Below are 21,129 nucleotides of genomic sequence, written 5' to 3'. Positions count from 1 at the left end.
TAACATGAAACAAATTGACTTTAATCATGGTTGGTATTATGGAAAAGTTGGTCAAAACCCAGAAACAGAAGTAACACTGCCACATGACGCGATGCGCCTAGAACCAAGAACCGATCAAAGTGAAGGTGCTGGTCATGTTAGCTGGCATATGGGCGGGGACTATGTTTACAAGAAAACATTCTTTATTCCACAGGAATATGAAAATAAATATATTGTGTTTGAATTTGAAGGCGTTTACCGTAACGCTGAAGTATATATCAATGGTGAAAAAGCGATGTACCGGCCGTATGGTTACACTAATTTTTACGTCGATGCTACTAAGCTTTTAAACTATGATTCAGATAATACGATTGAAGTCATTGCTCATAACGGAGATCAACCTAACAGCAGATGGTACTCAGGATCGGGAATTTATAGACCTGTACACATGTACGTTTTACCAAACAAGCATGTCAAACTAAATGGAATTAAAGTAAAAACATTAAATATTTCTCCTGCAAAAATCGAGGTTATGATTGATACAAATACATCTGGTGAAGTGCAGGTTGACATTAAGCATCAACAACAAGTTGTGGTAACAAAAACTGCAAAAACAGAAGGTGCTATCACTCTAGAAATAGATGTGCCTGATGTAAAGTTATGGTCGCCAGATGCACCAAACTTATATACTTGCCAAGTTGAGTTCGAAGATCACCAATATGAAACAACCTTTGGCATTCGGACGATACAGTGGGGAGTAGATAGAGGTTTAGAGATTAATGGTGAACGAGTGATTTTAAAAGGTGCGTGTATTCATCATGATAATGGCCTCTTAGGTGCTGCTGCATATGATGACGCGGAAAAGAGGAAGGTAAAGATACTTCAAAATGTTGGCTATAACGCCATTCGCTCAGCACATAATCCCTGTTCAAAAGCGATGTTAGACGCTTGCGATGAGTTAGGTATGCTAGTAATGGATGAATATGTGGATATGTGGTATATCCATAAAACACGTTATGACTATGCTGATTACTTTAGTGACTGGTGGAGAGCTGACTTAGAAGATATGGTCAATAAAGACTACAACCATCCTAGTGTTATCCTTTATTCAACTGGAAATGAAGTATCAGAAACAGCTCAAGAACGTGGTATTAAGATTACTGGTGAAATGACAGAGTTTTTACACAAACTTGATCCAACAAGACCGGTGACTTGCGGTGTTAATATCTTTTTTAATTATTTAAGTTCCTTAGGCTTTGGTGTTTATACCGATGAAAAAGCAAAGAAGAGTAACAACAAGAAAGCTGTTGGTAGTGAATTTTATAATAAATTGGCTGGTCTATTAGGCGATAAAACGATGAAAATTGGTGCTACACTCCATGGAAGTGATGTGAAAACACGCGATGCTTTCGCAAATATGGATATAGCGGGTTATAATTATGGGATTTTACGCTATAAAAAAGATCTGAAAAAATATCCTAATCGATTGATTCTTGGCACAGAAACATTTTGTAAAGATGCTTATGAGTTTTTGGAGCTTGCAAAAGAAAACCCGCGTATTATTGGGGATTTTGTTTGGGCGGGAATCGATTACTTAGGAGAGGTTGGTATTGGTGCATGGGTGTACGAAGACTATGCTCCAGATAAAAACAATCAAGCAGCTTGGATGACAGCAGGTAGTGGCCGAATTGATATAACGGGAAGAGAAATCGGAGAAGCGTTATTTACGAAAGTGGCACTTGAAAAGACAAAGGGTCCTTTGATCGCTGTAAAACCTGTTTATCAGACAGGAAAGCACTCACCTTCAGCTTGGAAAATGACTGACGCAATGCCGTCTTGGACGTGGCCTGGCTGTGAGGGTATGAAGGCGAAGGTAGAAGTATATGCTCGCGCTGCATCTGTTACCTTATTAGTGAACGATAAGATTGTTGCAAAGAAAAAAATCTCTAAAGGTTGTCGGACTTTTATTGAAACACCTTATCAAAAGGGAACGATTACGGCAATTTCATATGATGAATCAGGTCATGAAATTGGCCGACACACATTGAAAACAGCAGCAGAGCCTACGTATTTAACCTTGGAACCAGAAGAAGAAACAGTCCAACAAGGCGGCTTAAGTTATATTCGTATTGCCTATACAGACAAAGAAAAAATCTTAAAGCCAATGGAGAAAAACAAAGTACGTATCGAGCTAACAGGCGGTAAATTACTCGGGCTTGGGCATGCTTGTCCGTATAATCCAGACGGTTATACAAATACAGAAACAAACACTTACTATGGCGAAGCAATGGCCATTGTTCAAGCGGATGACAAGGTTGATTCATCAATTACGATAAAAGCAATAGATAATAATGAGAGAACAGTAGAAATAAACATCCCGATAAGAAAGGAGAGCCTATGTTAACAATCAAGCGTTTTACCGTAAATGATATGACCGTGGACTGCGTGACGGATCAAAAGCAACCAGTATTTTCATTTGCGTTGGAAAGCGATCAACAAAATGTAGCGTTAAAAGAAGCAACATTAACAATTGGCAATTGGCAGCGCAATGTAAATACTCAAATTGGGATTGAGTATAACGGACCTGATTTAGAACCGTTCACAGTATATAAGGTAATACTGGAAGTGACAGACAATCATGGTGAAAAAGCAACCGCTTCTTTGAGCTTTGAAACAGGACGTCTAGATACACCGTTTAAAGCAAAATGGATTACAAACGGAAGCTATCATTTTACTGAGAAAAAAACATCACCGAAACCGATGCATTTTAAACGTCAATTCTCATGTCGAAAAAAAGTAGTGAAGGCACGTCTTTACTCAACGGCATTAGGGATTTATGAAGCAAAATTAAATGGAGAGAAAATCGGTGCTGACTACTTTGCACCAGGTTTTACTTCTTACAAACATCAGTTACAGTATCAAACCTATGATGTGACAGAACAGCTGAAGCGATCGAATGAACTTCTTTTTACAGTGGCCGGTGGTTGGGCGGTAGGTGCTTTTACTTATGCTAGACGAAACCGAGTATATGCAAAGCGCCAAGCACTATTATGTGAGCTGCATATGGAGTATGAAGACGGAACAAAAGAAATCATGACTTCAGATGAGTCATTTTCAGTTACTATGGACGGTCACATCAAAGAAGCTGAGTTTTATAATGGTGAAATTTATGATGCAACGGTGAACATGGATGAAAGTCAATGGGAAAAAGCAAGTATTGAAAAAGTAAAAATAAACCCAGAGTTACTAGCTCAATATGGATTACCTGTTCGGGCTAAAGAAGAGTTTAAACCAGTTAGTTGCAATAAAGCAGAATCAGGAATGTGGATCTATGATTTTGGCCAAAACTTTGCTGGTGTGATTTCAGCGAAGATTAAAGGAAAAAAAGGCCAAAAAATTACAATGAAACATGCTGAAGTTTTAATGGAAGGTGAATTGTTTACAGAGCCACTTCGCTCAGCAAAGCAAGAGCTCGTATACATTTGTAAAGACGGGCAACAAACCTATTCACCAACAATGACTTATATGGGCTTTAGATATGTTGGTGTAGAAGGAGGTCATCCAGAAGATATTGAGTTAACGGCAAGAGCGATTTATTCAAATGTAGATGAAACAGGTCATTTTGAATGCTCAAATACCATGCTTAATCAATTACAAAACAATATAAAGTGGGGAGCAAAATCAAATTTTGTAGATATACCCACAGATTGTCCCCAAAGAGATGAGCGAATGGGTTGGACAGGAGATATTGCTTTATTTGCATCAACAGCGTCGTTCAATTTTAACACACGCCGCTTCTATGACAAATGGCTACTAGATGTGCAGAAAGAACAGAATCGCGGTGGAGGAATTCCGGTTACAGTTCCATTAGTTAGAGTGCCGTTTCAATGGGAGATTATGATTCCGATGGCAGTTGATCACTGGGGTGATGCTTGTATTTTAGTTCCTTGGGCAGAATACCTGAGCCGTGGAGATGTTGGTTTATTAAAGCAACTTTATCCTACGATGAAAAGATATGTGAAAGCGTGTAAGTTTTGGGCGGAGCTTTTCTCAGTCGGTAAACATCGTCGAGTTTGGCGTTTATTACACCATTATGGTGACTGGGTTGCCCCTGAAGCTGGTTTATGGACGTGGATGGGCCGCGGTAAATGGACAGCAACTGCAAGTCTTGCAAACACATCTAACTTACTTTCTCAAATCGCTGAAATATTGGATCAACCAGAGGATGCTAAGTATTATAAAAAACTAAGTGAAGAAGCTTCAGATGCATATCGATCACTATTAATGGATAAAGACTGTCGTGTGAAAAAAGAATTCCAGACTGCCTATGTTTTACCACTCCATTATAAAATGCTGAATCGAGGCGATGCAGCGAAAACTGCCTCTCACTTAGCTCGAATGATTAAAGAAAATAATTATCATATTGGAACAGGATTTCCTGGCACACCGTATGTACTTTTTGCTTTAGCAGATAACGGTTACATTGATGAGGCTTATAAAATGCTTCTCACTGATACTCGTCCATCTTGGTTATTCCAAATTAAAGCAGGAGCTACAACCATTTGGGAGCGTTGGGATGCGTTAAGAGAAGACGGAACGAGTAATACTGGAGCTGATGATGGAACGAACGGAATGGTTTCGTTCAACCACTTCGCAAATGGTGCGGTCGGTGACTTCATGTATCGTCGGATCGCCGGTATTGAACCAATTGAAGGTGGTTATAAATCATTTAAGATTGAACCGATTTTAGGTGGGGGATTGACTTATGCAAAAGCAGAAGTTGAAACCGCATATGGTCAGGTTAAAAGCCACTGGACCCTGAAAAATGACGTATTTACTATCGACATACATGTACCCGTAGGAACGACATGTTATCTTACATTACCGAATGACAAAACACATGTATTAGGTAGTGGCCATTATCAGTTCCAAGAAGGTCGAGAGGAAAAAGAACATGCAATCTAATTTATTCTTTGAGTCAGCACTAGCAAAAACAAAAGTTACATCTGCGAAGGTTAAATCAAGAGAGTTACTAATTGGGTACTTTCTAGGTCCCTTTTTAGCACTTTTATCAAATGCGATATTCGGTGCATATTTAAATCGGTATTACTCGGATGTGATCGGCTGGACGGACGCAAGTCGTTTTGGGATCTTTTCAGCTGTCATCCCAATCGTTTCTGTAATCTTTGTTATTCTTGGAAACTTGTTTGTAGGTCGTTTGATTGATAGAACGCGAACCTCACAAGGTAAAGCGCGTCCTTATCTATTAATTTCAGCACCACTTCTCGTTATTGCCATTGCGTTCTTGTTCTTAACACCAACAACATTAAGTCCAATGGTTCAAATGGTGTGGATAGGTATATCATATAACCTTTACTATGCAATTGCTTTTCCGTTCTTTTATACAGCACATAGTTCGATGGTGGCTTTATCAACACGGAATAGTAATGATCGTGGGAAACTAGCAACATTCTCAAATGCCTCAGGTGTTGCAGCGATTGGTATTGGTGGTAGTATATTAGTTCCCATTTTCTTACAAGGTTACTTATTTGTTTCACAAAATGGTGTAATTGATCGAGTTGCAAGTTATAACAATTGGCGCATCATGATGGTTGCTTTATGTATTATCACTTTCTTCGCTATATTACTAGAGTACTTTTTCACTCGTGAACGTATTACTGAAGAAAATGTAAAGTTAGCGATAACAGAAGACAAAATTTCAATGAAAAAGCAAATTCAAGGCTGTGTATCTAGTCCCTATTGGTGGCTAATTATTGCTTATTTCTTACTTTTTCAGTTTGGTGGGCTTGTTAAAAATGGCTCTATGAGTTATTACTCTCGCTGGATGTTTGATAGCGTAACCGATGAGGCATCTGCAGGATTTGCCATGGGGATGTTAGGTTTAATTGGTGGTGTACCAATCGCTATTGGAATGTTGGTTGCTTGGCCAATTGCAAACAAACTTGGTAAAAGAAATGCTGTTCTATATGGAATGGTTATCTCTGTTATAGGTGGTTTAGTAAGTTTTATAGATGTAAACAATCTCATCATTGTATCAGCAGGTCTCGTTTTAAAAGGGATAGGTGCGGTACCTGCGATGTATGTCACCCTTGCTTTATTATCCGATGTTTTAGATCATTTGGAAGCTAAAAATGGTTTTCGAAGCGATGGATTTACGATGTCAGTATACGGTTCGATCATGGTTGGTTTAATGGGGTTAGGAAGTGGAATCATTAATGCGTTACTAACTGCAAGTGGCTATGATCCAACGGCAACTGTTCAAAGCGGGAGCGTACAAAGTGTGTTAGCATTCGCCTTTTTGGGATTTGAATTAATTTGTTATGCCGGGATTGTTCTCTTGATGTTTTTCCTAAAAGTAGAAAAGCATGTTGAGGAAGACCAGAAGAAAATCGTAGCCTTCCAAAAAGAACGTGTATTATCTTCAGGTGGTGAATGGATAGAACCAGAGGAGCGCTTAAGACTTGAAGAAGAAGAGGCCGAAAGAGAAGCCAAGGTCTTAAGAGAAAAGAAAAACGCATCAAAGTCTAAAAATAAATAACGTGATTATTTAACACTTCTCAGCAGATGCATCTATTGTGCGTCTAGCTGGGATGGGTTAATATCAATAAATAGTATTAAAGGAGAGAGGGAAATGAAGAAGAGATCTATCCGATTGTGGCGTGGATTAACAGCATTATCACTATCGCTTTCAGTTGCACTAATTGGCTTAACTGGAGTCGCAGAACAATGGCGACCAATTATTGACCTAGCGCTTGGTACTACAAGTACAGAGACCGTTAATGATGAAAAATTCAAGTCTGATTATAAGACAACAGCTGAATTAATTGAAGCGCACGTTGACCTTGGGGAAAGAATGGGTGAAGAAGGAGTTGTTTTACTTAAAAACGAAAGTAAAGCGCTTCCGTTAACAAGTGATAATCCTAAAGTAACACTTTTTGGAATGGGTAGTGCCTATCCTTTCTTAGGTGGTACGATGGGAAGTACAATTACGGGTGCATCACAAAAAAACCTTGTACAGTCTCTTGAGGAAAAAGGTTTTGATGTGAATCCAACAATGCTAGATATCTATCAATCTCTTGGTGAAATACAAACAGGTGAATTTGAACGATTCGGAAGAACGATTCCAGTTTTTGGTTTTAGACCAGCTAACTTCTCGATTCCATATGAACCGTCTGAACCAGCCCTTGATGTATATACAGCGTCACCTGAAAATAATGGTGCAGGTGCATCTGATGAATACACCGAGAGTTTTAATGAATATAATGATGCAGCAATTGTCGTCTTTTCTCGTCCTGGTTCTGAAGGTAATGATTATTATCCGGGTGAAAAGGGAATCGATTCTGAAAAGTATGGAACTGATACACCACTTGGACTTTCAAATAATGAACGAGCGGTGCTTGAATTAGCAAAAACTAATTTTGATACAGTTATTGTGATGATTAATAGTGCTTCCACAATGGAAATTGAAGAGTTAAAAACAGATAATGATGTAGATTCAATTTTATATGTTGGTTTTCCAGGCAACTATGGCTTCTTGGGAATTGCCGATGTGTTAAAGGGTGAGGTAAGTCCATCTGGTCGTCTAACAGACACATATGCAGTAGACACAGCAAATTCACCAGCAATGCAAAATTTCGGTAAGATTGAATTAAATGATTTAAGCCCAATCAAAGCTTCTGACTCATTAATGGGTGAATTACCTGCTACATCACCTTTAGGAAGTTTCGGTGGTGATGCTTCATTAGCAGCAGATCACTATTTAATTCAAGCAGAAGGTATCTATACAGGTTATAAATACTATGAAACACGTTATTACGATACGGTTGTAGATCAAGGTAACGCAGATAGTGCTGTGGGTGCTTTAGATGGAGCTTCTTCATGGGAGTATAATAATGAAGTAACCTATGACTTTGGTTATGGTTTATCGTATACAACATTTAGTCAAGAGCTTACAGATCTTGAAGTTAATTTAGATGAGCAAACGATAACTGCAAAAGCAACAATTGAAAATACAGGAAATGTAAGCGGGAAACATGTTGCACAACTGTATGTGCAAAAACCATACACAGACTATAACAAAGAAAATAATATCGAAAAAGCAGCAATTGATTTATTAGGCTTTGAAAAAACTAAAAACTTAGAACCAGGTGAATCTGAAACTGTGACGATCACAGTTGACATGAAATACATGACAAGTTGGGATTCAACAGCGAAAGATGGTCAAGGTGGTTACATTCTTGATGGTGGCGATTATTACTTTGCTTTAGGTAATGGTGCACACTCAGCGGTTAATAATGTGCTTGCTACACAAGGATACGACGTAACTAGTGAAGAGCAAACGGTTATTGTTGAAGCAATCGGAGATGAAGGTACAGTTGATGAGGAGACATTTGCTTCCTCAGAAAATGGCACAGCAATTGTTAATCAATTAGAAGATGCTGATATCAACTACTACAAACCAGACTATGCGACATATCTCACAAGAACTGACTGGGAAGGAACATTCCCACGAACTTATGATGATTTAACGATTGATGGTGAAAAGCTAGATGAATGGGTTAAAAATTTAACGAATGAAAACTATCAGTTTACAGAAAACGGCGAACCTAATGTGAACGGTATTCAGGATGATTTGAAGTTTAACGATATGGCTGGTGTCGATGATATTAATGATATTCGTTGGGATCAACTTGTTAATCAAATACCAATAGATACTTTAATACCAAGTATCGCTAAGGGTGGTAGTACAAGTGACGTGATCGATGAAGTTAATTCACCACTTATTTACCAAAACGATGGACCAAATGGCTTTGGTGGTGCATTAAATGGTCGCGGTCTAAATGAAAGTGATGAAAATGCTGATTATGTCATGGGTACTATGGCAAATGCTACACTCATTGGAAGTACATTTAATAAAGAGCTTGCGTATGAATGGGGCAAATTAATAGGTAATGATGGTCTTTGGAGTGGAAATTACCTTGTTTGGGCTGTAGCGCCAAACATTCATAGAACGCCATATAATGGTCGTAACCATGAGTATTATTCAGAAGATCCAATGCTTTCAAACTATATGGCAGCAGCGACAGTGAAAGGGGCACTAGATTACGGTGTAATTATTGGTCCTAAACACTTTGCATTTAATGATCAAGAAACACAGCGTAGTGGTGTTGCTCCATATATGACAGAGCAAAAAGCGCGTGAAGGTGATCTTCGTGCATTCCAAGGCTCATTTGAAGATGCAGGTGCATTAGGAGCTATGGTTACATTCAGTCGAATTGGTGCAACAAACGGGAATAATTCAGTTGGTCTTCTTCAAAATATCCTACGTGACGAATGGGGCTTTAATGGTTTGTTATCAACAGATATGGTAAATAACATGGGTTACTTCCGTCCAGAGTCAATAATTAATGCGGGTGTAACAATGATGGCGGACTTTGGTTCAAATGAAAAAATGGAACAAGTGACAGAATCGTGGCCATACTTGACGACCGATCTTGTCTCAAAAGATGAAGCATTCATAGAAAAAGCAAGACAAAACATGAAATATCAGCTATATGCATATGCACAAAGTGCAGCGCAAAACGTACAAACGATTAAAGTAACTCCTTGGTGGGAAACAGCGATGAAAGCTGGTATTTATGGTGGTATTGGACTTGCATTACTAAGTTTTGCACTATATCTATTAGCTATTGGAAAACCTAGGAAGAAGGGGGAAGCAGAATGGATTTCTTAAAGAAGCAAAAGTTAGGTTTTATTGCATATATAGTCGTTGCAGTGATGACGATTGTCTCGTTAAGCCTTTATATTTCCAATGTGAATAAACCTTATTATGAAGATATGCGTATGGATGTGATCTTTATATTAGTCGGTGCTTTACTTGCTATGCTATTTGCAATAATCTTGCCGCAAATAGTTGATTCAAAAGCGTCACGAGTGATTGTAGATATTAGTAGAGTAGCTTCTACTGTCCTTATTATCTGGGCAGGTGTTAGTTTTATCAGTATGCGTGTTGAGTCGTTTGGTTATATTTTTGGCTCAAACCTTGAAATGGGGAATGAAGCGGCTTTTGATGCAGGGGAACAAGCGATTATGCTTATTGTGATCTTTTTGATCACTTGGATACTATCTATCATTGCTTCATTCTTCAGTGTAGGAAAAAAAGCTTAACTTAACTCTAATGTTTTTCATACTCTATTAAAAATCTGGTGAAAAATAAGCTGACTCAAAAGGTCGTTGATAAACGACTTTTTTGAGTCAGCTTTTTATATTTTTCTAAAGTATGTAAATGATTTGACAAAGTGAATATGATAACATACTAGCCAAATGTGGAAAGTGAGACAGAAGAAGTCTAACTGTAATATAATCGATAGCGATTTTAACTATGTATACACTTTTGGAAAGGCCTGTCCTCCATTGCGCTGAATTTTAGTATAGCAGGGAGAGGACCGGTTAAATTCCTATGAATTAACTAAAATAATAAACCCAATATGCTAATGCTATGACCAAGACGCAAGCATAGCCCCAAGAAACTTTCCTCTGCCAAGTTTTTTGCGGAAAGGTTGTAAAAAGATATAGTAATGGGACGAGAGTCCAAGGCAATAATAGAAGCAACCCGACTAAAAATAATCCAATTCCTAAACCAATGGTTGCCATCGTAAAAGAAGCTAAGAATAAGTAAGCTGATAGTCCTAACCCAACGGGAGAGAATAATAATAGTAGATAACAGTTAAGTCGGAAGTTAGAGAAATAGAATTGTAACTCTTCTTTTTCGTATAATTTAAATGTTATTTTGGGCTTAAATTTGAATTTAGACAGTGGCTGAAGTATTTTAGCTGGTTCTATTTGCATTGTGAATCCTCCTATCTTTTTACTTGAGTGGTGAATAAAATGGATTTTATTTTATGAGAGATTACAAGATGTATATTAGGTAATAAGTTATTCTATGACTCTAAGGGGAAGTTTGGTAATTTTCCTATACTATTTAGACGAATCGCATCAATAATAGTTTCGATTTTCTTTCGTTTTTTTAGGTATGCCTAAGATGAACATATCTTTTAGTAGAGTTTCTATTAGTTATTATTTTCACTATTTGCCTTTCTTAAACATGAACGTTATCTTTTTGTGAGTATTTGACAAGATCTATTTAGCTATATCCTACAGTGTGGGAAATCTTGGCTTGAGGTGAAGTACCTGTAGAATAAATATAATAGGAAGCTATTAAATATGAAAAGAAGGACAAGGTCTACTTATTAACTATGTTTATTGTTTTATTTTCTATATTTCATAACGAATTTCTACGTGTGGGAACTTGCTGTGGCAAGAGAGGGAAAGAGAGTTTAGAGTGAGTCTAAAAAAATTATAGTCAAGTCCCCGGTATAGTTTGAGTTTAATTATACCGGGGGCAAAAGTTATTATTATGATATCTTTTCCTTGTATTTCTCTAATTTTTTAGTAGTATCCTCCGCTAATGTTTTAATTTTATCTGTAGCAGGTGATGGTTTTTTTGCTTCAGCAATTAAAGGATAAAGGCTTTTTTCAATGGCTATGTACGATTCCTTATCAAGCTTTTCAACCGTTTTTTCAATTTTATCCCAATTCTCTTCAAGTGCCTTTCCAAATTCATTAATTTGCTTCACATCACTTGGAGAGCTTTTTGTAGTTTCGTTTAACTTGTTAACTGTGAGTAATACAGTCTCTAATCCTTTTACTAGTTCCGTGGTGTCACTATTTTCTGCTTGCTGATTCATCGTTTCTACAGCATCAGGCGTTTCAATGTCGCTACTGCTATTTTCTTTATCCGCCTGACATCCTCCGAGTAACAATCCAACCATGACCAATGTACAAAACACAAATAAAATTCGTTTCACATTTTTGCCTCCTCTATTTTTTAATCAATCTAAGTGTCCCCAAAGGTTTAGTTTTTTATCTTGCTTTTATAAAAAAATGGTCAAAACACTGTTATTTGAAGAGGGGAGAAGTTATATATAATATCAAAATAAAGTAGTTATAGCTTATCCAAAGGATATTAAAAGGGATGCTTTTTGGGGGATACAAATAACAAAAAAGTGGCATGTTCTTAATCTACTAGTCTGTAAGGAATCGTTCACAATTAAGGTGAAATTAAGTAAAAAAACCGCCAACGGCGGTTTTTTCTTAAAACTTATTTACCTGTTAATTCAGCTTGTTTAACGTCATACGCTTTAAGATCAAAGCGATCAGAGTTCATTACTTTCACCCAAGCAGCGATGAAGTCACGAACAAACTTTTCTTTGTTATCGTCTTGAGCATAAACTTCTGCAAGAGCACGTAGAACAGAGTTTGAACCAAATACTAAGTCCACTCTAGTTGCTGTACGCTTTACCTCACCTGATAAGCGGTCACGACCTTCGTAAAGGTTTGCTCTAACAGGAATCCATTTTATTCCCATATCAAGCAAGTTCACAAAAAAGTCGTTTGTTAGTTGACCTACACGGTCAGTGAATACGCCATGTGCGGTACCACTATGGTTTGTACCAAGTACACGTAGACCACCAATAAGAGCAGTCATTTCTGGTGCAGTAAGGTTTAATAACTGAGCCTTATCAATTAGAAGCTCTTCTGGACTTACACTATATTGTTTCTTTTGGTAGTTGCGGAAACCATCAGCTACAGGCTCTAGTACTTCAAAGTTTTCTACATCTGTTTGCTCTTGTGTTGCATCACCACGTCCAGGAGCAAAAGGAACTGTTACGTCAAAGCCTGCATCTTGTGCAGCTTTTTCGATTGCGGCACTACCACCAAGTACAATCAAATCAGCAATGCTTACTGGCTTTTCAAAATCCTTTTGAATACCTTCTAGTACATGAAGAACTTGTGATAGTTGTTCCGGTTGATTCACTTCCCAGTCCTTTTGTGGAGCAAGACGGATACGTGAACCATTTGCACCACCACGGTGATCTGAGCCACGGTAGGTACTAGCAGAAGCCCAGGCAGTTTCTACTAGCTTGCTAACTGTAAGTCCTGAGTCTAAGATTTTTGCTTTAAGCTCAGCAACATCAGCATCTGTTAATTCATAATTGCCTGCTGGTACAGGGTCTTGCCAAATGAAATCTTCTTCTGGAACTTCTGGACCTAAATATCTTACTTTTGGACCCATGTCGCGGTGTAATAACTTGAACCATGCACGAGCAAATGCATCTGCGAACTCGTCTGGATTCTGATGGAAACGACGAGAAATTTTTTCATATACTGGATCATGTCGTAATGCTAAATCAGTTGTAAACATTACTGTCGGAACTTTTTTAGTTGCATCTTCTGCATCTGGTGCAAGATCCTTTTCATCAGGATCTACAGCCATCCACTGATATGCTCCTGCAGGACTCTTAGTTAACCACCACTCATAACCAAATAATAGATCAAAGAAACCATTATCCCACTTTATTGGATTAGCTGTCCATGAACCTTCTAGACCACTAGTGATTGTGTCACGACCTTTGCCGCTACCATATGAGTTGTGCCAACCGAAGCCTTGTGATTCGATCGGAGCTGCCTCTGGATCAGGTCCTACAAGTGCAGCATCTCCTGCACCATGTGCTTTACCGAACGTATGACCACCAGCGATTAGTGCAACTGTTTCTTCATCGTTCATTCCCATACGTCCAAAAGTGTCACGAATGTCCTTAGCTGCTGCAATTGGATCTGGTTTACCATTTGGACCTTCAGGGTTTACATAGATTAGTCCCATCTGAACAGCTGCAAGAGGATTCTCAAGCTCACGTTCACCTGAGTAACGCTTATCATCTAACCATTCTTTCTCATTACCCCAATAGATGTCTTCTTCCGGATGCCAAATGTCTGCGCGTCCAGCTCCAAAACCTGCAGTTTTAAATCCCATATCTTCAAGTGCAACATTACCTGTTAGTACAAGTAAGTCCGCCCAAGAGATCTTGTTTCCATATTTTTGTTTAATCGGCCATAGAAGTCTGCGTGCTTTATCAAGGTTACCGTTGTCAGGCCAGCTATTAAGTGGAGCAAAACGTTGATTTCCTGTTCCACCACCACCGCGGCCATCACCTGTACGGTATGTACCAGCAGCATGCCAAGACATACGAATGAAGAATGGACCATAATGACCATAGTCAGCAGGCCACCAATCTTGGCTGTCTGTCATTAGGTTTTTAAGATCTTGCTTAAGTGCAGCATAGTCTAACTTTTTAAATTCCTCTGTATAATCAAAGTCTTCTCCCATAGGGTTCGTTTTTCGGTCATGTTGGTGAAGGATATTTAAGTTTAGGGCATTAGGCCACCAGTCTTTATTTGTCGTACCACCTGATTTGCTACTAGTAGTTGAACCACCGTGAAACGGGCAACCTGAAACGTTAGCATTGTCTTTTGTATCCATATTTCTATCTCTCCTTTTAAGTGAGTTTAATAGTTTATATAATTATATATCTAGTTTTAGAAAACATTAAAACTAAATTTATAATAATTATTATGTAGTTATTATAATAAATTGTCAATAAAAATGAAAGAAATATATACTGTAAGATTTAAAATGACTGATTTAATCAATAATAATAGGCTTATTAAAAGTATTTAATGATAATTTCTATGAGTAGAATAATTGCGAAACAATAGATTTAAATGAAAATAGAATGAAACATATTACGCTTGAAATGGAGTTAATACGAAAGTGATAATGAGAATATATAGAATAAACATTAGTATGAAGTGCATGTTTATCTTGCACCGTTTCTATTATATTAAGGCGAATAGTTGATTATGATACACACTTGATGTAAAAACACAGAAGTATAATCGTAGAGGGGAGTTACTAATTATTATAATGAGAATATAAAGGCATGTTTTAGAAGAATAATGATTGAAATAATTTAGCTGTTTAATATTATACTTTTATTTGGAATAAATTCTCATATCTTAATTATAGTGAAAAGAAAGGAATTCAGGCAAGTCTTAAGGGTTCTCTTAAAACTCCTTTTCAAAGTGAGTTCAAATAATGTTCATAAGTATTCATGATATAGAGCACAAACTAAAAAATGCTCGTAAAACCACGTAAGCTTGTCCCGTGGAGTGAGTCAAAATATAATGATAGTAATAATAACAAAGGAAGTGCAAACTTTGGATTTCGAAACGGTGATGCAAGAGCTAGAATCCCTAGGCAAGGAACGCACTAAGAAATTGTATATATCCAATGGTGCGCACGAGCCACTATTTGGGGTGGCCACAGGTGCTATGAAACCTATCGCAAAGAAAATAAAATTCAATCAAAGCTTAGCTGACGAGCTTTATGCAACAGGGAACTATGATGCCATGTACTTTGCAGGCATCATTGCAGAACCAAAAGCTATGACCGAGTCCGATTATGATCGTTGGATGGGTGGAGCGTATTTTTATATGCTGTCTGATTATGTGGTGGCAGTCACTTTATCAGAGTCAGATATCGCCCAAAATGTTGCGGATAATTGGATCGCAAGTGGTGAAGAATTGAAAATGTCAGCGGGCTGGAGTTGCTACTGCTGGCTTTTAGGGAATCGCAAAGACGCTGAATTTTCCGAGAGTAAGATTTCCAACATGCTTGATCTTGTGAAAAATAAGATTCATGATTCACCAGCACGAGCGAAATCTGCAATGAATAATTTTGTATACACGGTAGGGATCTCTTATGTGCTTTTACATGAAAAGGCAGTCGAGACTGCTAAGGAAATAGGGGTAGTAGAAGTTAAGCGGGATATGAAGAAAAACAGCTTACTTAACGCTTCCGAAAGTATTCAAAAAGAAGTTGAAAGAGGAAGAGTGGGTTTTAAACGCAAATATGTTAGATGTTAAAAATAGTATCACATCGGGAAAAAATCTCTACTAAACGAAGCGTGGATCTAATGATCGACGCTTTTCTTTTTTGAATAGGGGCCGTGTCGGTACTTCAAATCAACCTACTCAAGTAAAAAAGAGCACTTAACGATTCTTCGTTAAGTACCCCAATGAGCATTTTCTATTAATCTATGTTATTTTCCAATAAACATCTGTGTCCAATAATTTCCTTCAACATGACCTACTCCAATGTGAGTAAAGTTTGAACTTAAAATGTTTTTACGGTGACCTTCACTGTTCATCCATGCATTTACAACCTCTTGTGGAGAACGCTGACCCTTCGCAATATTTTCACCAGCTGCACGGTATTGAACACCAAATTGCTTCATCATATCGAATGGTGATCCGTAGGTTGGACTTGTATGAGAAAAATACCCATTATTCTTCATATCAGAAGATTTTAGTCTAGCAACTTCACTTACTTTTAAATCAATTTTTAGTGGCTGTAAGCCATGTTTGACACGTTCATTATTCGTTAGTGTTACAACTTCTTGTTCAAACTGATTTAATGAGTAAGTAGCCTTATTTGTCGTTTCATTTGTTTGTTCAACCGGCTGTTGTTGAACAGGCTGCTGTACGAGAGGACTTTCCTGAACTGGTTCTTGGGCCTTAGGTTCTGTTGGTTCAGTTTGATTTGTTTCTTTTGCAGGCTCCTCAGCTGGTTGAGAAGGTTTTTCCACTTGTGGCTGAGTTTGATCGTTTTGAGAATAATATTTTTTAAGTAAGCTCTGAATAAACGCATTCCAGTTCGTCGTGTTGTTCACAGTTACAACATAACGACTTTCGTATACATTTTTTGATCCACTTTCATGTGCCGCAGAACTAGCTAATGGCCCTGAAACCAATAGTGCACCTGCTACTACTAAAGATACTACTGTTTTTTTCATATTCAGTCCTCCTTGTTGTGTGTACGGCTTGTACATGCACATCATAGCATGCGAATTTTGTAACATTTGAGGAAGACTTTTCCTGCTAGGTAAAACTCAAAACTTTCCTACTATTTCATTTTTATCAATCGTTGAAAATTAATAGATTTGAAGGATTGTTTTTGGTTTTGGTATATTCCTATTTCTAGTGTTAAAGGGAATAAATACTAGTTTATCCCTATTGACAGAATTCAAGTGGGCGAGCTTTTGTGACATATATTAATGGTACATGACAAATATGACTAGGTGGTTACTCGTGGAAGTGCACTTCTATAAATCTTGGCGCACAGTGTGTTTTTTAAAACTAAATGTTTTTCGACCTAGAAAGTTTAACAATATTGTAAAAAGGAAAGAAAGAATCATACATAAAAATAACCTTTTTCAGGGTACAATAAGTATATATGTAGAAAAGATTACCATTTTGCATTCTAAAAGCCTATTCTAAAGGGGGGGATTTCTCAATGAATGATTTTTTTATGAAAACATCAAGAGAAGTGTTAGATGAATTAAATGTCACGGAAAAAGGACTAGTATCTGAGGATATAGATAAACGTCGTGAACAATACGGATACAATGAATTAGCTGAAGGGAAAAGAAAATCAGCCATTGAAGTGTTTTTCGAACAGTTCAAGGACTTTTTAGTCATTATTCTAATTGCTGCAGCAGTGATCTCAGCTTTTTTAGGAAAGTTTGAGAGTACAATTGTTATCATGGTTGTTATTGTCCTGAATGCAATCTTAGGAACGGTTCAGCACCTAAAAGCAGAACAAAGCTTGAATAGCTTAAAGGCATTGTCTTCGCCTACCGCAAAAGTCCTAAGAAATGGTCAAAAGATTGAGATTCCTTCTAGGGAGCTGTTAGTTGGCGATATTCTATTTCTTGATGCAGGTGATTTTGTAAGTGCTGATGGGAGAATAATAGAGAATCACAGTTTACAAATCAATGAAAGTTCACTTACGGGCGAATCGTTAAGTGTCGAGAAGGATGTTGCCCCAATAGCTGAGCAGGATGTTCCTATTGGAGATAAGAAGAATATGGTCTTTTCAGGCAGTTTTGTTACATATGGCCGTGCTGTAGTCGTTGTTACAAACATTGGTATGAATACCGAAATCGGAAAGATTGCAAATTTACTTGAGTCAGCTAAAGAGAAGAAGACACCGCTTCAGGCAAGTCTTGATCAATTTGGTAAAAAACTTGCAGGTATTATCATTGCAATTGCGATTCTTATTTTCGTCATAGATATCATCAGAGGAAATGAACTAGCTGATTCGTTTATGTTTGCAGTTGCACTTGCAGTTGCAGCCATTCCAGAGGCTTTAAGCTCGATTGTTACAATTGTATTAGCCTTTGGAACCCAGAAGATGGCTAAAGAAAATGCCATTGTTCGAAAACTTCATGCTGTCGAAAGTCTAGGGAGTATATCTGTGATTTGTTCTGATAAAACAGGGACGTTAACTCAAAACAAAATGACGGTTCAACAAGTGTATGCGAATCAACGAGTTATTGAACACGATCAATTAGACTTAGAGAATCACATTGAAAAAAGAATCTTATTCATGTCTTTACTATGTAATGATTCAGTGACGATTGATAAAAAGGAAATTGGTGATCCAACAGAAATCGCACTGGTTGACCTTGGTGAAAAGTACCAATTGGATGAACTGAAGATAAGAGATGAGTTCCCGAGGATTAAGGAATTACCATTTGACTCAGATCGAAAACTGATGAGTACAGTCAACAACTATGAAGGTCAAAAGTTGATGTTTACCAAAGGAGCATTAGACGTCCTATTGTCACGGGTAGCAAAAATTGAGACCTCTGATGGAATTATCGATTTTACCGAAAAACACAAACAAGAAATTGAGAATGTAAATATGGAATTTTCAATGAGCGGTCTTCGGGTTCTTGGGTTTGCTTATAAAGAGGTGGATGAAGGGACAACAATTGGATTTGAGGACGAGAATGACTTAACGTTTGTAGGGTTAATATCCATGATGGATCCACCAAGGGAGGAATCAGCAGGAGCTGTTGCTTCTTGTATTGATGCAGGGATTAAGCCGGTTATGATTACTGGTGATCATAAAATAACGGCCTCTGCTATTGCTAAGCAAATTGGTATATTAAAAATTGAGTCAGAAGCAGTAGAGGGCTCTGAGATTGAAAAATGGAGTGATCAAGAGCTTAAAGAAAAAGTAACTGATATCTCGGTTTACGCAAGGGTTTCTCCAGAACACAAAATTAGGATTGTAAGAGCGTGGCAGGAAAAAGGGAATGTCGTTGCGATGACAGGAGATGGTGTAAATGATGGGCCTGCATTAAAACAGGCTGACATAGGAATCGCCATGGGGATCACTGGGACAGAGGTGGCGAAAGAAGCTTCTTCTATGGTTTTAACGGATGACAATTTTTCAACCATTGTAAAAGCCATTTCAAATGGTCGAAGCATTTATGCAAACATTCAAAATTCCATTAAGTTTTTATTAGCTGGAAATATGGGTGGAGTTTTATCTGTTCTTTACGCTTCTATATTAGCTTTACCAGTTCCGTTTGCAGCCGTCCATTTACTGTTTATTAACCTACTGACAGACAGTTTACCAGCGATAGCAATCGGTCTTGAGCCTCACAATAAGAAAATAATGAAGGAAAAACCTAGAGATATAAATACACCTCTGTTAAATAAAGCATTTGCGAAACGAGTTTCCGTTGAGGGTGTAATTATCGCCATCGCAACCTTAATTGCATTTCACATTGGACTTTCAACGGGAGACGCATTGGTTGCAAGTACAATGGCCTTTTCGACATTGTGTTTAGCTAGACTGTTTCACGGTTTCAACTCTAGAAGTAACCAGTCTTTATTTAAAATAGGTTTCTTCTCAAATAAATATCTTTGGTATGCTGTCATCCTAGGAGTGGTACTATTGCACTTAGTGTTATTCTTACCACCGCTGATGGGCGTATTTGAAATTGCAACTCTTAATGCAGCGCAATTTGGAACCATTTATGGTTTGTCTTTAGTGCCACTTGTGGTGATTCAGTTGTTTAGACTGTTTTTTTCAAAGTAAGCCACTATGCGAATAAATAATTTAGGTGAATCCATTGGCTTTCATACAGTTGCCAAAGTAAAAGAAAGACGGAAGTAAATCATAGGGTCTATGATTCAGATGCCTGAGTGAAAACAAGCAGAAAGTGAGTCATAGGCCTTCTATGATCCAGTTGCCTGAGCGAAAACAAGGAGAAAGTGAATCATAGGCCTTCTATGATCCAGTTGCCTGAGCCTATTGAGCTCCCTAGAGTTCAATGGGGATAATCAGGTACCATTATTTTTAATCTCTTATAAGAACTGGCTCATAAGTTTCTTCTATTTCTTCATAAGTAACTCCGAATGGTGCACCGCCCTCGGTATAACCAGCAATAAATGCAAATGTTTCGTCGTATTCCTCAAATTCGTTTAATTCTATGGCTTTTCTTTTTGCTTTCTTGTTCTCTTTTTGTAGTTTTCTTTCTTTAATAATCCTTTTAATGTGCACTCTTTCTTGGGTACTTATTTGGAATCCAATAATTTGAAGTTCTTTCATTGCGTTTTTTAGATTGAGTCCAAATCTTTTTGCATAAGCTTGTACGATATATTCTTCATTATACGTTTCAATCCAGGATTTGGCGTTCTCAATACGAATGTCCCTCGGTAATCCCCAAAACTGTTTCTTTTTACTTTTTCTTTTCTTTTTCTTACCCAAAGTATTTTCCTCTTTTTTTTAGGATGGTTTCTTTATTGGGACTTTCTTTCATAGGCTAGAAGTACAACTGCTTTTTTTTAGGTCGGATAGCAACAATCTAGAAAAACGACCTTTATATAATATCTAATATTATAACAAACTCCTAAATAGCTATAGTTGATTTCTTTGGATATACCAGATAAATATATGAAGGAATGTGGATGCAACTAAAATGATTTTGTACTTTTGATTTTTAATCAAAAAAAGTTGATTAAATATCTTGATAAATCAGTTGGAATAATTTACTATATAATTAATCAATAAAATTTGATAAATAAGGAGAGTTAAATATGTATAATTTAGAAACATTAAAAGCAGAGTTAGCCTATAGACACTCACATCTTCAACGTCCAGTGCTATATAAGAGGGTAGAAAATCATGAAGAAAAGCAACAGGTTAACAATGTACCAACAAAGTGTGTTCCTAACTACCAAAGCTGTGCAACTTGTTAATGGTTAATTAATCAAAAAAAATTGATTAGTTGATAAAAAGTAAATATACATTCGATTAATAGTAGTATCATTCATTTTTAGAGAGTGGAGTGATGTATCACATCTAGTGCA

The 21,129-nt window shown here is 37.4% G+C and carries 13 protein-coding genes; 8 read left to right on the top strand and 5 right to left on the bottom strand.

The window, feature by feature from the left end; translation table 11 throughout:
- Window positions 1–4: 4 nt before the first annotated feature.
- The 5 genes from BK579_RS23290 to BK579_RS23270 all read left to right on the top strand — a co-directional run bounded on the left by BK579_RS23290 (window position 5) and on the right by BK579_RS23270 (window position 10,167).
- Entirely contained in the window at window positions 5–2,383 is a 2,379-nt protein-coding gene (locus BK579_RS23290) for a glycoside hydrolase family 2 TIM barrel-domain containing protein (RefSeq protein WP_078549684.1), read from the top strand.
- Window positions 2,377–4,944 (top strand): alpha-L-rhamnosidase, encoded by a 2,568-nt coding sequence (locus BK579_RS23285; protein WP_078549682.1) that lies wholly within the window; start codon window positions 2,377–2,379, stop codon window positions 4,942–4,944. Before BK579_RS23290 ends, BK579_RS23285 begins: the two co-directional genes overlap by 7 nt.
- On the top strand, window positions 4,934–6,538 hold the full coding sequence (locus tag BK579_RS23280) for an MFS transporter (RefSeq protein WP_078549680.1): 1,605 nt from the start codon (window positions 4,934–4,936) through the stop codon (window positions 6,536–6,538). The genes BK579_RS23285 and BK579_RS23280 overlap by 11 nt, the downstream gene beginning before the upstream one ends.
- Window positions 6,539–6,631: 93 nt before the next feature.
- Window positions 6,632–9,733 carry a beta-glucosidase gene (locus BK579_RS23275; protein ID WP_078549678.1) on the top strand — a complete coding sequence of 1,034 codons (3,102 nt, stop codon included), beginning with the start codon at window positions 6,632–6,634 and terminating at the stop codon, window positions 9,731–9,733.
- Window positions 9,721–10,167, top strand: coding sequence for a hypothetical protein (locus tag BK579_RS23270; RefSeq protein WP_078549676.1), 447 nt, complete (start codon window positions 9,721–9,723; stop codon window positions 10,165–10,167). The genes BK579_RS23275 and BK579_RS23270 overlap by 13 nt, the downstream gene beginning before the upstream one ends.
- Window positions 10,168–10,464: 297 nt before the next feature.
- Here the strand turns inward: BK579_RS23270 and BK579_RS23265 are convergent, their stop codons facing one another.
- The 3 genes from BK579_RS23265 to katG form a co-directional block, all read right to left on the bottom strand.
- Window positions 10,465–10,848, bottom strand: a complete 384-nt coding sequence (locus BK579_RS23265) for a hypothetical protein (RefSeq protein WP_078549674.1) — start codon at window positions 10,846–10,848, stop codon at window positions 10,465–10,467.
- Window positions 10,849–11,414: 566 nt separating this feature from the next.
- Window positions 11,415–11,867, bottom strand: coding sequence for a hypothetical protein (locus BK579_RS23260; protein WP_078549672.1), 453 nt, complete (start codon window positions 11,865–11,867; stop codon window positions 11,415–11,417).
- 293 nt (window positions 11,868–12,160) lie between these two features.
- Entirely contained in the window at window positions 12,161–14,380 is a 2,220-nt protein-coding gene (gene katG / locus BK579_RS23255) for a catalase/peroxidase HPI (RefSeq protein WP_078549670.1), read from the bottom strand.
- Between the two features lie 737 nt (window positions 14,381–15,117).
- Between katG and BK579_RS23250 the strand changes: the two genes are divergently transcribed.
- Window positions 15,118–15,825, top strand: coding sequence for a DNA alkylation repair protein (locus BK579_RS23250; RefSeq protein ID WP_078550786.1), 708 nt, complete (start codon window positions 15,118–15,120; stop codon window positions 15,823–15,825).
- Between the two features lie 176 nt (window positions 15,826–16,001).
- Here BK579_RS23250 and BK579_RS23245 read toward each other — a convergent pair whose 3' ends face one another.
- Window positions 16,002–16,754, bottom strand: a complete 753-nt coding sequence (locus BK579_RS23245; RefSeq protein ID WP_078549668.1) for a CAP domain-containing protein — start codon at window positions 16,752–16,754, stop codon at window positions 16,002–16,004.
- Window positions 16,755–17,254: 500 nt separating this feature from the next.
- On the opposite strand from BK579_RS23245, the gene BK579_RS23240 reads away from it, so the two are divergent.
- A complete protein-coding gene (locus BK579_RS23240; RefSeq protein ID WP_078549666.1) occupies window positions 17,255–19,855 on the top strand; it encodes a calcium-translocating P-type ATPase, PMCA-type in 2,601 nt (866 codons plus the stop codon).
- 261 nt (window positions 19,856–20,116) lie between these two features.
- On the opposite strand, the gene BK579_RS23235 is transcribed toward BK579_RS23240, so the two are convergent.
- Window positions 20,117–20,527, bottom strand: coding sequence for a hypothetical protein (locus BK579_RS23235; RefSeq protein WP_078549664.1), 411 nt, complete (start codon window positions 20,525–20,527; stop codon window positions 20,117–20,119).
- Between the two features lie 329 nt (window positions 20,528–20,856).
- On the opposite strand from BK579_RS23235, the gene BK579_RS25910 reads away from it, so the two are divergent.
- Window positions 20,857–21,018, top strand: a complete 162-nt coding sequence (locus BK579_RS25910; protein WP_169891235.1) for a hypothetical protein — start codon at window positions 20,857–20,859, stop codon at window positions 21,016–21,018.
- The last annotated feature ends 111 nt before the right edge of the window (window positions 21,019–21,129 follow it).

Origin of the sequence: Litchfieldia alkalitelluris (assembly GCF_002019645.1) — a bacterium.
Lineage (GTDB): Bacteria > Bacillota > Bacilli > Bacillales > Bacillaceae_L > Litchfieldia > Litchfieldia alkalitelluris.
This window is presented reverse-complemented; position numbering and strand designations above follow the sequence as displayed.

Coding starts and splice junctions, on each gene's coding strand:
- BK579_RS23265 (WP_078549674.1), bottom strand. CDS start 10,848: ATGCAAATAGAACCAGCTAAAATACTTCAGCCACTGTCTAAATTCAAA.
- BK579_RS23240 (WP_078549666.1), top strand. CDS start 17,255: ATGAATGATTTTTTTATGAAAACATCAAGAGAAGTGTTAGATGAATTA.
- BK579_RS23285 (WP_078549682.1), top strand. CDS start 2,377: ATGTTAACAATCAAGCGTTTTACCGTAAATGATATGACCGTGGACTGC.
- BK579_RS25910 (WP_169891235.1), top strand. CDS start 20,857: ATGTATAATTTAGAAACATTAAAAGCAGAGTTAGCCTATAGACACTCA.
- BK579_RS23290 (WP_078549684.1), top strand. CDS start 5: ATGAAACAAATTGACTTTAATCATGGTTGGTATTATGGAAAAGTTGGT.
- BK579_RS23280 (WP_078549680.1), top strand. CDS start 4,934: ATGCAATCTAATTTATTCTTTGAGTCAGCACTAGCAAAAACAAAAGTT.
- BK579_RS23270 (WP_078549676.1), top strand. CDS start 9,721: ATGGATTTCTTAAAGAAGCAAAAGTTAGGTTTTATTGCATATATAGTC.
- BK579_RS23275 (WP_078549678.1), top strand. CDS start 6,632: ATGAAGAAGAGATCTATCCGATTGTGGCGTGGATTAACAGCATTATCA.
- BK579_RS23245 (WP_078549668.1), bottom strand. CDS start 16,754: ATGAAAAAAACAGTAGTATCTTTAGTAGTAGCAGGTGCACTATTGGTT.
- katG (WP_078549670.1), bottom strand. CDS start 14,380: ATGGATACAAAAGACAATGCTAACGTTTCAGGTTGCCCGTTTCACGGT.